This is a genomic window from Longimicrobium sp., from assembly GCA_036387335.1.
GTDB lineage: Bacteria > Gemmatimonadota > Gemmatimonadetes > Longimicrobiales > Longimicrobiaceae > Longimicrobium.
Genome location: DASVTZ010000105.1, coordinates 134,264 through 146,922 on the forward strand (window position 1 = coordinate 134,264; position 12,659 = coordinate 146,922).

The 12,659-nt window shown below is 68.3% G+C and carries 14 protein-coding genes; 5 read left to right on the forward strand and 9 right to left on the reverse strand.

Annotated elements, in window-relative coordinates; all coding sequences use genetic code 11:
- From VF647_09615 to dnaA, 7 genes are all read right to left on the reverse strand, one after another.
- Entirely contained in the window at positions 1-414 is a 414-nt protein-coding gene (locus VF647_09615) for a PDZ domain-containing protein (protein HEX8452342.1), read from the reverse strand.
- A gap of 28 nt (positions 415-442) precedes the next feature.
- On the reverse strand, positions 443-1,129 hold the full coding sequence (locus VF647_09620) for a DsbA family protein (protein HEX8452343.1): 687 nt from the start codon (positions 1,127-1,129) through the stop codon (positions 443-445).
- A 213-nt stretch (positions 1,130-1,342) separates the two neighbouring features.
- Positions 1,343-1,582, reverse strand: a complete 240-nt coding sequence (locus tag VF647_09625) for a hypothetical protein (GenBank protein ID HEX8452344.1) — start codon at positions 1,580-1,582, stop codon at positions 1,343-1,345.
- Positions 1,583-1,975: 393 nt separating this feature from the next.
- The gene (locus VF647_09630; GenBank protein ID HEX8452345.1) at positions 1,976-2,335 is read right to left on the reverse strand and encodes a hypothetical protein; all 360 of its coding nucleotides are present in this window, start codon (positions 2,333-2,335) and stop codon (positions 1,976-1,978) included.
- Between the two features lie 502 nt (positions 2,336-2,837).
- The gene (locus VF647_09635) at positions 2,838-3,350 is read right to left on the reverse strand and encodes a DUF3800 domain-containing protein (GenBank protein HEX8452346.1); all 513 of its coding nucleotides are present in this window, start codon (positions 3,348-3,350) and stop codon (positions 2,838-2,840) included.
- Positions 3,317-4,426: a DNA polymerase III subunit beta gene (dnaN, locus tag VF647_09640; GenBank protein ID HEX8452347.1), complete on the reverse strand. Its 1,110-nt coding sequence runs from the start codon at positions 4,424-4,426 to the stop codon at positions 3,317-3,319. The genes VF647_09635 and dnaN overlap by 34 nt, the downstream gene beginning before the upstream one ends.
- Positions 4,427-4,778: 352 nt before the next feature.
- The gene (gene dnaA, locus VF647_09645; protein HEX8452348.1) at positions 4,779-6,191 is read right to left on the reverse strand and encodes a chromosomal replication initiator protein DnaA; all 1,413 of its coding nucleotides are present in this window, start codon (positions 6,189-6,191) and stop codon (positions 4,779-4,781) included.
- Positions 6,192-6,485: 294 nt separating this feature from the next.
- On the opposite strand from dnaA, the gene rpmH reads away from it, so the two are divergent.
- The 4 genes from rpmH to yidC are packed head-to-tail and all read left to right on the forward strand — an operon-like array spanning position 6,486 to position 9,023.
- Complete coding sequence (rpmH, locus tag VF647_09650) at positions 6,486-6,638, forward strand: 50S ribosomal protein L34 (GenBank protein ID HEX8452349.1); 153 nt, start codon at positions 6,486-6,488, stop codon at positions 6,636-6,638.
- 43 nt (positions 6,639-6,681) lie between these two features.
- Positions 6,682-7,068, forward strand: coding sequence for a ribonuclease P protein component (gene rnpA, locus VF647_09655; GenBank protein ID HEX8452350.1), 387 nt, complete (start codon positions 6,682-6,684; stop codon positions 7,066-7,068).
- Complete coding sequence (yidD, locus tag VF647_09660) at positions 7,050-7,262, forward strand: membrane protein insertion efficiency factor YidD (GenBank protein HEX8452351.1); 213 nt, start codon at positions 7,050-7,052, stop codon at positions 7,260-7,262. The genes rnpA and yidD overlap by 19 nt, the downstream gene beginning before the upstream one ends.
- A gap of 24 nt (positions 7,263-7,286) precedes the next feature.
- The gene (gene yidC, locus VF647_09665) at positions 7,287-9,023 is read left to right on the forward strand and encodes a membrane protein insertase YidC (GenBank protein ID HEX8452352.1); all 1,737 of its coding nucleotides are present in this window, start codon (positions 7,287-7,289) and stop codon (positions 9,021-9,023) included.
- A gap of 79 nt (positions 9,024-9,102) precedes the next feature.
- Here the strand turns inward: yidC and VF647_09670 are convergent, their stop codons facing one another.
- Both VF647_09670 and VF647_09675 read right to left on the reverse strand, forming a co-directional pair.
- Positions 9,103-9,768: a hypothetical protein gene (locus tag VF647_09670; GenBank protein HEX8452353.1), complete on the reverse strand. Its 666-nt coding sequence runs from the start codon at positions 9,766-9,768 to the stop codon at positions 9,103-9,105.
- A 199-nt stretch (positions 9,769-9,967) separates the two neighbouring features.
- On the reverse strand, positions 9,968-10,972 hold the full coding sequence (locus VF647_09675; protein HEX8452354.1) for a hypothetical protein: 1,005 nt from the start codon (positions 10,970-10,972) through the stop codon (positions 9,968-9,970).
- Positions 10,973-11,074: 102 nt separating this feature from the next.
- Here VF647_09675 and mnmE point away from each other — a divergent pair, with 102 nt between their 5' ends.
- A complete protein-coding gene (gene mnmE / locus VF647_09680; protein ID HEX8452355.1) occupies positions 11,075-12,436 on the forward strand; it encodes a tRNA uridine-5-carboxymethylaminomethyl(34) synthesis GTPase MnmE in 1,362 nt (453 codons plus the stop codon).
- Positions 12,437-12,659 lie beyond the last annotated feature (223 nt).

Below are 12,659 nucleotides of genomic sequence, written 5' to 3' on the forward strand. Positions count from 1 at the left end.
TCAGGGCTTCGCCGGCGGAGCCCCCGCCACGATCACCACCTCCCGCACCTGCGGCCCGCGCTGCACGCGCAGCGTGTACCGGCGGCCCGGTGTAGCGTCACGGAACCGCCTCCCGCGCTCGAGCGTGTCCTGCCCGTCAATCGACAGGATCGTGTCGTTGGGGACAAGGCCCGCACGGGCGGCTGGCGAGCCCTCGTCCACGCCTGTCACCACGGGCCGCTCACCGCTGCGAAGCGATAGCGTGAATCCAAAAGAGGCCGTGGGAGGCCGCGGATTGTTCCGGGTCCCAGAAATGGTGCCCGGAGCGGCCGCCTCGCTGGGCGCTGGCTGGGGCGGGGGCGGTTGCTGCGCGCGGGCACAGCCCGCGAACGCGAGGGTCAGCGCGAGCGCGGACAGGGAGCTTCTGGTTTGCATGAGCCTGAGGGATGTTTTGGAGAGGCGCCTACTCGGCACGGGTACGGGTACCGCGCTGCGCGAATCGCTGGACGTAGGCGCGCAGAGTGTCGAGCGGGGGTGCGCCGGTCAGCCGGTACTGGTTGATGAGCAGTGTGGGCGTAGCGGCCACGCGGAGGCGACCGCCGGCCAACGTGTCGTCCCGGATCGCGGGATGCGCCTTCACGCGGTCCATGCAACGCTCGAAGGCGCCAGAGTCAGCGATGCCGGCGAGCTCCGCGAACCTGCCCCAGCGCAGTTGCCCGATCGATTCCTGCTCGCGGTAAATCGCGTCGTGCATCTCCCAGAACCGTCCCTGCTCGGCGGCGCACTCGCTGGCGCGCGCGGCGGCGACCGCGTGCGGGTGGATGCGTAGCGGGTAGTGACGATAGACCACCGCCACCTCCCTGGGGTGCAGCGCGCGCAGCGAGTCCAGCCGGGCCGCGATGACTCGGCAGAATGGGCACTGGAAGTCGGAGAACTCCACGACAGTCACCGGCGCGGCGTCAGGGCCCACGCGGTGCGTCCCTTCGTCCGCATACACGCGCCAGTCCGCCACGGTCCCGGCAAGGGATCGTTCGACGGCCTCCGCCGATGGCGACATCAGCTCGCGCCGCACCAGGAGCCCGGTCACCAACAGAGCGCAGAACACAAGCACGCCGGTAAAGACGTTTTGCAGCAGATCCGTCTTTTTCATCGCACTCGGGTTTGCCGAAAGACGCGCGTGGTACCGGACCCCAGTTTGTGGAAACCCTTGGAGCTTCCGGCCGGGAAAGTGGATTGGAGGAAAGCCGAACCGGGTGGGCGCGTCGAGAGCTACAACCGGACCAACACATTCCTCTGAGATCATCCCGCGAAGTCGGTCGATTCCGCCACGGGACGGGCGAGCTTCGCCCCGTGGCCGAATCGGTTACTGCAGGTAGCAGCTCGTCTCGAGCGTGTAACCTTCGGAGCTGCAGGAGCCCGTGTACGTCATCCGCGTGCCGCCCATATCCCAGCAATCCTGCGCGTGCTCCGCAATCGCGTCCAACATGTTCTCGCAGCCGCCGACGACGGTCGCCGCCTGGGCGGGCGTGACTCCAGTCAGCGAGAGCCCGCCCGCGGCAATGATAGCTGCGGCCAACAGGTTGATGCCCATGCGCTTCTTCATGAGGAAGGTCCTTTGCTCTGGAGAGTGTGGTGAGGGACCATCTACGTACGTTGGGAAGGAACCTGCTTTGAGGGTACGCGCGACTCGGCCGAGTCGGACGAACGTTAGTCGCCAAGAGAAGGGAATGTCAAGGCTCTTCCCACACTTGGCCGGCCCCCTTAGGGCCCTTTGGTGACTCCGCGTTTCCACGAATCTGCAGCTCGGCTCTTTCCGGGGAGGAAGCGGCATCACCAGGCACATGTAATCCGGTGTGTCTTCGTTGCCTACGGGCTGCATGGTGGCGGCGCGCTCGGGGGCCTTGAAGGTCGCGCACTCCGCACGGGCTGAGCGACGCGAGCCTGGTCCACCGGATCAACCCTAAGAAGGCAGCTCCTGCCCCTGAGCCGAGGCGCCTCATCTCCGCGTGGAGCACGCGGCTCGGCCGCCCTTTCCCACGGCGACGCACTCGATCGGCCCGCTGGCCGCGGGAACGCAGCGGGCACGCAGCTCCTCCAGCACGCGGGTGGCCGTAGCCACCAACCGGCGCTGCTCCTCGAGCGGTCTGGAGCGAGCCGTTCCGTGCCAGATGAAGACGATCTCGAGCGTAGGAACTCTGCCGTCCCAGCGGTCCAGCATCAGGTGGGCGTAGTGGCCCTCTCCAGCGGAGTCGATGGCGACGAAGTTCATCCCCGCTTCCTGGGAGCGCAGGTCTTTCGCGACGCTCCAGCGCTCCACGTCTCTGCGCATGGGCGACGCGCGAAGTGCCTGCTCCATGCAGTCGCCCGCCGCTGCCGCATCGAGCGGTCCGGACGACGAATCAGCAGTGGCCGGCGTTCGTTGCGCTGGTGCCACGACCCCGGGACCCGTAAACCGCTGCCGCGCACCGACCCGATACGCGTAATCACAGGAAGCGAGGAGCAGAGACGCCGCACACGTTGCGCGGAGTACGACACCGCGGGACGAAAGCCGCATGACACTCTCCCTGGCAGGCGGTTCGGCGAGAGACTGCACCTCAGCGTTATCACCTACGGACTCGTGAACGGCCGCACCCAGAACGCCTGGTTCATAAACTGACGAAGGGCGGCTGGCAGAGCTCCCCCCGGCCGTCCAGCACCTGGATCTTGAAGGTACTGTAGCCACCACGCAGGCGCGTGAAGATTTCCGCGTTGACCCGTGTTGTACCGGTTGATCATATTGTCTGGCATAAGCGCGGTCAGGAGTGGGTTTGCCCCGGCGAGCCCCAGCAGACTTCCGGGTCTGCCCTGATCGCGCATTTTCATGGCCAGCACTCTTCGCTTGCCAACTTGTCTTCGCAGTTCTCCCTCCAGAGTCTCACCACCGCGTGCTCGCTTGCCGAGTACCGCTCCTCGATGGCTCCTTTCTCCCGGAGCACCCGGTCGTAGCGGCTCCTGATGTACGCCACGCAGTCCACGAGCTGAATCAACCAGCTATCGTGGGACGGTACGTAGTGGATTGTGTCCAGGAGGTATAGCAGCTCGCGCGCGCGGTGACCGTCGGCTACCACCAGTCCGTACAACGGACCGGAGTCAGGCTGTGCGCGCTCCAACGCTTCGTCGATGCGCTCCAGAAGGTATGAGAAGGCCACCTTGTGGAGGTGCACTGGTGGCTCCGCCCGGCCCGCCGCGTACGTGCGGAGGCCGATGAGGTGCCCCTGAATAAGCGAGCGGGGGGCCCACATCTGGGCCCCCCGCTCTATTTTTTCACATTGTTGAGCCACGTCGGCTGGCGTTCTCCTCAGCTCAGCAGCCGCAGCGGCATCACCAGGCACATGTAGTCGGGCGTGTCTTCGTTGCCGACGGGTTGCATGGTGGCGGCGCGCTCGGGGGCCTTGAAGGTCATGCGCACCTCGTCGGTGGGCATGTAGCGCAGCAGCTCCAGCAGGTACTGGGCGTTGAAGCCGATCTCCAGAGGATCGCCGTCGTACTCCACGGTCAGCTCCTCGTTGGCGGCGCCTAGATCCGGGGTCTCCACCGAGAACTTCAGCGACGGGCCGCCCAGCGACATGCGGATGCGGTGGGTCTGGTCGCTCGCCACGATGGCCATGCGGCGCACGGCGCGGGTCAGCTCCTCCTTGCCCGCCACCATGAACTTGTCGTTGTCCTTGGGGATGACCTGCTCGTAGTTGGGGTACGGCCCCTCGATCAGGCGCGTGTACACCTGCACCGCCTCGCTGCGGAAGCCCAGGTGGTTTTCGCTGCGGCCCACCTCCACCTGCGCCTCGCCGGTGAAGAGGCGCTGCACCTGCCCCAGCGCCTTGGGATGCACGATCAGGTCGGCCGCGGGGACGGGGGAGTCCGCCTCCACGGGCATCGTCATCTTGGCGAGGCGGTGGCCGTTGGTGGCCACCATCCGCATCTCCTCGCCGCTGAGCTGCCACAGGACGCCGTTCAGTATGGGGCGCGTCTCTTCCGTCGACGCCGCGAAGGAGACGTGCGAGATCAGGCGCTGGAGCTCGGCGCCCGTCACCCGCCAGCTCTCGGTGAAGTCCACCTTGGGGAAGGCGGGGAACTCGTCGCGCGGCAGGCCGTTCAGCTTGAAGCGCGTGCGGCCGCTCGATATCGAGATGGTGTCGCCCTGCGTGGAGAGCTCCACCGTGCCGGGCAGCTCGCGGGCGATCTCCTGGAGCTTCTTGGCGGGGGCGGTGATCGCGCCCGGCTCCGCCACGTCGGCGGGAACGCGCACGGCGACCGAGGTGTCCAGGTCGGTGCCGCTCATCCGCACGAACCCGTCCTCCGCCTCCATCAGGATGTTGCTGAGGACGGGGAGGGTGGTTCGCGTCGGGATGCTCCCGGCCACGTTCCCCAGCCCCTGCTGCAGGTTCTCGCGCGTGATGGTGAATCGCATACGCTTTCCGCCGGCGGTGGTGTGTTCTCCACGGGGAGGAAGTACTTCCACCCGGTATTTTATAGAACCAGTAACAACAGTAGAGGGCGGGGATTCGTGGGAAACCTCGTCCGCGCCCCTCGCAACCGGTTTGCCCGCAACCCGTTGGACCCGCTCGCCGCGCTGTGGAGCGGGATGTGGAGATCGTCCGGATTCTCCACGCCGTCCACGTTTCCCCGGCTTCCGGTGATAAACCGCGGTCCTTCCACACCCTTTCCACATCCGCTTTCCACGGACTCCATCCACAACGGAATGGGGTACTCGCCCCCCGCAAATACAGCCGTTGGGGGTGGAGTGTCAAGGGCGCCGCTCCTTAGCGGAACGATGCGCGCAGCTCCTCCACCCGCTGGCGGAAGGCGGGGTCGGCCGACATCTCCTCTTCCACCTTGGCGATGGAGTGTATGACGGTGGAGTGGTCGCGCCCGCCGAACATCCTGCCGATCTCCACCAGCGAGACGTCGAAGAGGTCCTTGATCAGGAACATCGCCACCTGGCGCGGCACCGTGAGGTCCTTGGTGCGCTTCTTGGACTGCAGCGCCTCGGGGGTGGTGTTGAAGGCGCGGGCCACGGCCTGGCGCACCCGGTCCGGCGTGGCGCCGGCGTCCATGGCGAAGCCCGCACCGCCCGGCCGCACGATGCCCCCGCCCAGCGCCTCCTGGGCCAGCTCCAGGTCGATCTGGCGCCCCGTGAGCGACGAGTATGCGAGCAGCTTGATGACCGCCCCCTCGATCTCGCGCACGGACGAGGTGCGGTTGCGCGCGATCAGCGTCAGGACGTCGTCCAGGTTGCTGATCTGGAGGTGGTCTTCCTCCACTTTCTTGCGCAGGATCGCCATGCGCGTCTCGAAGTCGGGCGGCTTGATGTCCGTCACCAGCCCCCACTCGAAGCGCGAGATCAGCCGGTCCTCCAGCCCGATCTCCTTGGGAGGCCGGTCGGAGGTGAGGACGATCTGGCGCTGCGCCTCGTAGAGCGCGTTGAAGGTGTGGAAGAACTCCTCCTGCGTGCGCTCCTTCCCCTCCAGGAACTGGATGTCGTCCACCAGCAGCAGGTCGATCTGCCGGTACTGGCGGCGGAACTCGGCCATCGACCCTTCCTGGATGGCGCTCACCAGCTCGTTGGTGAATCGCTCGCTGGAGAGGTACATCACCTTCTTGCTGGCGTCGCGCTCCAGCATGGCGAAGCCGATGGCGTGCATCAGGTGCGTCTTGCCGAGCCCCACCCCGCCGTAGATGAAGAGCGGGTTGTAGGTGCGTGCCGGCGCCTCGGCCACCGCGTGTGCCGCCGCGGCCGAGAGCTGGTTGTTGCTGCCGACCACGAAGCGGTCGAAGTTGTAGCGCGGGTTGAGCGGCGCGGAGGGGCGGCCGCTCGGGGCGGCGGACGCTTCGGCCGGGCGCGCGGCCGGGGCCGGCGTGGAGGGCGCGGGCGTCTGCTCCGCCACGAGCACGGCCGGCGGCGGCACGTTGCCGGGGCGCCCTCCGCCGTTGTACTGCACGCTGAGCTGAAAGCGGCGGCCGAACAGGTGCTCGCCGATCCCCGTGAGGAGTTCCGCGTACCTGCTCTGCACCCAGTCCACCGCGAACGGGTTGGGAGTGGAGACCACCAGCAGGTCCTGCGAGATGGCGACCGCCTGGGTGGGCTGCAGCCAGGTACGGAAGGCCTGCTCGGGGAGGGCCTGCTGCGCCCCGTCCAGGATCCGTGTCCAGACTTCTCCCGCGGAAAGCTCCATGACCTGTATACAGCGCGCGACGGGGGTGACGGAAGGACGGGCAACGTAGACGGGGGATGTGGAAAAGTCAAGAAAGCGGGGAATGGGGACTGGGGAATGGGGAATGGTTGAACCGCCCTGAACACCACGCCGAACCGCCGATCCGCACCGCGCCCGGCGGCCAGCGGAGTACGATTCCCCATTCCCCATTCCCCACTCCCCGCAGTTGACGTACCCCGCCCCCACCGCTATCTTCACGGTCTTTGCCGCACCCGAACTTGTCCACCGAAGCAGCACCCGAAGGGGTTTTCACAGATGAAGCCGACCTATCGTCCGCGCAACCGCAAGCGGACCAACAAGCACGGGTTCCGCGCCCGCATGGCCACCAAGGGCGGCCGCGCAGTTCTGAACGCCCGCCGCCGCAAGGGGCGCCACAAGCTGGTCGTCGAGATCGCCGGCAAGTACTAGCCGCGCGCCTGGCAAGCCCAGCCCCATCGGGTCCGCCGCGGCCGTGAGCGACGAGGGAGAAGAGCGGCAGGGGTTCGGGCTCCCCAGGGAGTCACGAATTGCGCGCTCCGCCGAGATCCGGCTGTTGTTCCAACGGGGGAAGAGGAGGAAGACGCGTCACCTGGATGCGTTCGTCTCCCCTTCCCCCGCGGCGTTTCCGCGTCTGGGGGTGGTGGTGCCCAAGCACAAGCACACCATCGTGGAGCGCAACCTGGTGCGCCGGCGCCTCCGCGAGATCGGGCGCACCGTCGTTCTTCCAGCGCTTCGCAACTCTGGAGCGGCTTTCGACGTACTGGTGCGTGCCCGGCCAGATGCGTACGGCGCTTCCTTTGCCCAGCTCCGGGACGAGCTCGCCACCCTGGTGGAGGAACTTTGCTCGCGCGCGCGATGATCGCGGCCATCCGCTTCTACCAGAAGGGGATCTCGCCGCTCAAGCCTCCCGTGTGCCGCTTCATGCCCACCTGCTCGCAGTACGGCGCCGAAGCCATCGAGCGCTACGGCGCGGCGCGCGGCGGCTGGCTGCTGGTGAAGCGCCTGGCACGCTGCCAACCGTTCAGCCGCGGTGGCTGGGACCCCGTTCCCTGACGCCCCGAACCCGACCGAGCCGTTTTGAACGATCTGAACGAGTCCCGTAAGAACGTGTTCCTGGCGGTCACGCTGGCCCTCGCGGTGCTGGCGCTGACCAACTACCTCTTTCCCCCGGTTCGCCGGGCGGAAGGGCCCGCCACGCGCCCCGCCGCCACCGCCCCCGCGGCGGTGACGGCTCCGGCCGCGCTGGCCGGCGGGGGCGCAGGGCAGCCCTTTGTGCCGCGCACCGTCACGGTGAAGTCGCCGCTGTACGAGTACAGCTTCTCCACCCGTGGCGGCGCGCTGACGGGGGCGCAGCTCCTGCGCTTCGCGTCGTACGTGGATGCGGGCAGGGTGCAACTCGTGCCGCGCGGCACCGACGACGTGCTGGCGTACCGCGTGGCCGCCGGGCGCGACACGCTGGACCTGCGCTCGCTCGAGTTCCGCCCCAGCGCGGAACGGATCGACCTGCGCGCCGGCGGGCCCGCCCAGAACCTCACCTTCACCGCGGCGGCGCCCAACGGCGCGCAGGTGCAGGTGCGCTACACGTTCCGCCCCAACGACTACCTGGTGAACGTGGCCGGGCAGATCACGGGCGTCCCGGGCGGGGCGCGGCTGATTACCGGTCTCGGGCCCGGCCTGGCGCTGCACGACGCGCGCGAGCACGCCACCGAGCGCGAGATGCAGGTGGCCGCCTGGATCGACGACGACGTCGAGCGCCTGCACCTGCAAAAGGTGCAGGGCGTGGACGCGCTCCCCGGGGCCGCGAAGTGGGTGGGCTTCAAGGACCGCTACTTCCTCCTGGGCACCATCGCCGGGGGGCAGAGCTCCTTCGAGCGCGTGCTGGTGCGCGACGTGGCGGACGAGCGCTACCCGGGCGCGGGCAAGGCGCGCGTGGCCCCGCGCGCGCAGGTCACAACCGTTCTGCCGCTGGCAGCGGGCGGGCGCTTCGCGTACGATGCCTACATGGGCCCGCTGGAGCACGACCGCATGGTGGCCATCGGGCACGGACTCGAGGAGGTGAACCCGTACGGCTACCGCTGGCTGCGCCCCGTGGTGCGGCCAATATCGGCCGTCGTCATCTGGGCGCTGGGCAAGCTCCACGCGCTGGGGCTGTCGTTCGGATGGGTGCTGATCCTGTTCGGCGTGTTGGTGCGCCTGGTGACGTGGCCGCTGAACGCCAAGGCCATGCGCGCCCAGATGAAGAACATGGCCGTGCAGCCGGTGATGCAGGCACGGATGAAGGAGATCCAGACGCGCTACGCGGACGATCCGCGCGAGCAGCAGCAGGAAATGATGAAGATGTACAAGGAGCTGGGGGTGAACCCGCTTTCGATGCTGAGCGGGTGTCTCCCCATGCTGATCCCCTTTCCGGTGCTGATCACCCTCTTCTTCGTCTTCCAGAGCGCCATCGAGTTCCGCGGGACGTCGTGGGGATGGCTCCCCGACCTGTCGCTGCGTGACCCGTTCTACCTCCTGCCGCTCTTCCTGGTCGCGTCCATGTTCGCGCTCCAGTTCGTGAGCACCCGGATGAGCGGAATGGAGCAGAACGCGCAGGCCAAGATGATGATGTACACGATGCCGCTGATGATGGGGGGCTTCTTCCTCTTCATGCCGTCGGGGCTGAACCTGTACTACGCGAGCACCAACCTGGCCTCGCTCCCGCAGCAGCTCCTGATTGCCCGCGAGCGCCGCCGCGCCAGCGAGGCCCAGAAGGCGGAGGAAGCCGCCCGGGCCAAGGCCGCGGTCAAACCGGCCGCCCGCGCCAGGCGCCGCTGACGGAGCTCATACGGATGCAAACGGAGGCACGGAGATCTCGTCATCTCCGTGCCTCCGTCTCTTTTTGTGTGCCGCCGTTTCAGGGCATCAGCACGAAGATGCGGGCCGATCCGAGCCGCGGAGCCAGCGACTGGAGCTGCGCGCGCGTCACGGCGACCACCACCCGTGTACCGCCCGCGGCCTGCGGCGTAGCGGAGAGTAGCGGCACGCGGTCGATGATCAGCCCCGACTCCGAAGCGCCACCCTCCGCCGGCGAGACCACCAGGCTGGCCACCATCCCGGCGCGCAGCGAATCGGGTGCGGCGCCCGGCCCGACCAGGAGCGGGAGCGCGCTGCGCCCCGCGAGGAGCGCCGGGGTGAGCGTGGCGGGCCCCAGGACGTCCGCATGGATCGGCGATCTCGCGCGTACCGCCCGGAGCAGGTAGCGTCCTTCCACACGCCCTGCCGCTGCGTCGGCCACTCCGCTGTCCCGTGCCAGGTGCTCCGGCCGCAGCACCGTGAACGCCGGCAGGTCGAAGCGCGCTCGTATCTCAGGCAGCGGGTGCCGCTGCCATGCGCCCATCGCCACGAAGACGAAGCGGGCGAGCAGGATCAAACCTCCTGCGACCACTAGAACGTCGGCCCAGTGGCGGCTCCACCACGGATGCCACGACTGCGCGGCGTCCTGCAGCGCCTCGCCGGCGTCCCTGTACGGCGCGGTCCGCGGCTGCGTGGCGTCGTCCGCAGGGGGAGTGGTGCGTCCCATCACCAGTCCGGGGTAGGGTCATCGCCCCCGCGTTTGGGTGGATTCCGCTCCCGGACGTCGCCCTCTCCCGGTCGGTGGTCCGGGTAGCCGCGATCCCTGCCACGCTCCCGGCGGGGCGTATCTGTAGGACTCTGGTTCCCGCGATCGGGCTTGGGATCGTCTTTCTCTTTCTTTGCAACCGGCGTGCGGCTATCGAACATCACGATTCTCCTGATGGCCCGGCGTTGGGCGTGGGATGATGCGTATAGGGTGTGAGCGGCCGGTCCGCCGGCGGATTGCCGTAGATCATACGCTTGGAGATTTCCGTCCAGAGCTCCCGCTCCGTGTCGGCGTTCTCTGGGGCGGCCGTGTATCCCAGCTTTTTCAGCAGGTCCCAGCGATACAGGTCGAACGCGCTCTTGACCTGCTCTCCCCAGGCGGCTGCGGCGCTCACCGACCCAAGGTAGAAGAGCCACGAAGCCACGCCGGCCAGCACCACCTGGAACAGCCACTCAGGCCAGTGGATCCGCGCGGGCACCAGGAGCCCCGCCACGAAGATGCTGCCGGACAGCGCCCCGCTGAGGAAGGAGGCATTGATCATGAAGTCGAACGATGACTTGCTGTCGTCCAGCAGGGCCAGCGACTCTTTGCTGAGCACCCCCACCAGGCGGGGCCACACGGAGACGGTGGAGATCCCGTACACGGAGCGGGGGTACTCCTCGAAGCTGCGGATCACGTTGCCCAGCCGTGTGGGGAGCACGAGCTCGGGGCCGGGATACTCGTTCACGACCCTCTGGCCGAGGCGGGTCCTCCACACCTCCAGCTTCCCGATCGCGGGGTCCGCGGAATCGCGCTCCCGGATGGTCGCGATGAGGCTCTTCAGCAACGGGCGCCTCGATTCTGCCCACTGGCGGCGCAGGAGCTGGCTCGCGATCGCCCGCCTGCCGAGCCACGAATGTTGCCAGGGATACCCCTCGTAAAGCCGGATGAGCGAGGAGTTCAGGTTGTACAGGAGCCCGGTGAGCAGGATGACGATCAGCGTGATGAGGACGATCTTCCACCCGGGATCGAGCGCGGCCAGCGGAGCCAGCACCGCGACGTCGGCGGGCATGAAGGGAACCACGAACAGCAGACCGAGGAGCGTGGCCACCGTGACGGGAAAGAGCGTCCCCAGCACCAGGGCGCGGCCGAATGAGCCTGAGATCAGGGAGAGGATGCTCGTCATCAGTGTGCCACGAGTAGGCCGGATCGGCGCGGGGCGAACGATGCCGTACGATAACCAGCGCCATCCCCGCGTCAAGGACCATAGCCTTGCGGACCGCGCCGGATGAGCGGCCTTCCGTACTCCGATACCATCGCAGCCATCGCGACGGCGCAGGGCCGCGGCGCGGTAGCGCTCCTGCGCGTGTCAGGCCCCGGCGCGCTCGACGTCCTCCGCCGCGTTGCGCCCGGACTCGCCGATGGACCGGCGCCACGCGTGCAGCGGCTGACTGCGCTACGCCATCCGGAAACGAGGGAGCTGCTGGACCGCGGCCTCGTCACCTTCTTCCCCGCCCCGGGCAGCTACACGGGCGAGGACACGGTGGAGATCACCACGCACGGCGGCGTGCTGACGCCGCAGCTGGTGCTGGACGCCCTCCTGGCCGCCGGCTGCCGCCCCGCTGAGCCGGGCGAGTTCACCCGCCGCGCGTACCTCAACGGCAAGCTGGACCTCCTGCAGGCAGAGGCGGTGCTGGACCTGATCGACGGCCGCTCCCGTGCCCTGCACCGCGCCGCGATCCACCAGATGGAGCGCGGCCTCTCGCGCCGCGTCGAGGAGCTGCGCGAGGCCATCATCGGCGCCGAGGCGCTGATCGTCTATTCGATCGACTTCCCCGAAGAGGACGAGCCCCCGGTCCCCCCGGCCCGCATCCGCGCCGCCGCGGAGGACGTGCTCGCCCGCATCACCCGCCTCCTCGCCACCGCCCCCGAGGGCGAGCTCCTGCGCGAGGGGGCGCTGACCGTGCTCGCGGGGCGTCCGAACTCCGGCAAATCGTCGCTCTTCAACGCGTTGCTGGGGACGGAGCGCGCGATCGTCACCGAAGTCCCCGGCACCACCCGCGACGCCCTGGAAGCCACCCTCTCCGTCGAGGGCTACCCCTTCCGCCTGGTCGACACCGCCGGCCTGCGCGAAACGGCGGACCTGGTGGAGGGGATCGGGATCGAGGTGGCGCGCCGCTACCTCGCCGCCGCCGACCTGGTGCTCTTTTGCGTCGAAGCCGGCCGCGCTCTCGAGCCCGACGAGACCGCCTTCCTGGATGGGTTGGACCAGGCCCGGGCGGTGCTGGTGCGGACCAAGGCGGACGATGGCGAGCAGGGGATCGGGACCGCGGAAGAGGTGCTCGTCTCCGCGCCAAACGGTAAGGGGTTGGAAGAGCTACGGCAGATCCTCCTGCACCGCGCGTTCGGCGGCATCCTGGGTGAGCCGGGCGAGGCGCCGCTGGTAACGCGCGAGCGCCACGCCCGCGCCCTCCGCGCCGCCCGCGACGAGGTGCAGGGATTCCTCGACGCGCAGGCGAGCGGCATCCCGATGGAGTACGCCGCCACCCACCTCCAGGCCGCCGCGTCCGCCCTCGAAGACCTCGTCGGCGCCGTCACGGTCGACGACGTGCTCGGCCGCGTGTTCGGCGACTTCTGCGTGGGCAAGTAGGGGGGCGGGTTGACAAGTAAACTCACACCAACAACAGCACAAAATCCGCCTTCGCGCAATACCGTTTACTTTGTTCACCAGGCGAGGTAGGATATAACCGGACCCCAGCCCGAGGAGGCCCGGATGGCTCGTGTGAGCAAAGTGCGGCACGAAGGAGACCGGCTGACGGACCTGATGAACATCGGGGTGCTGACTACGCGCTTTCCGTTGGACCAGATCCACG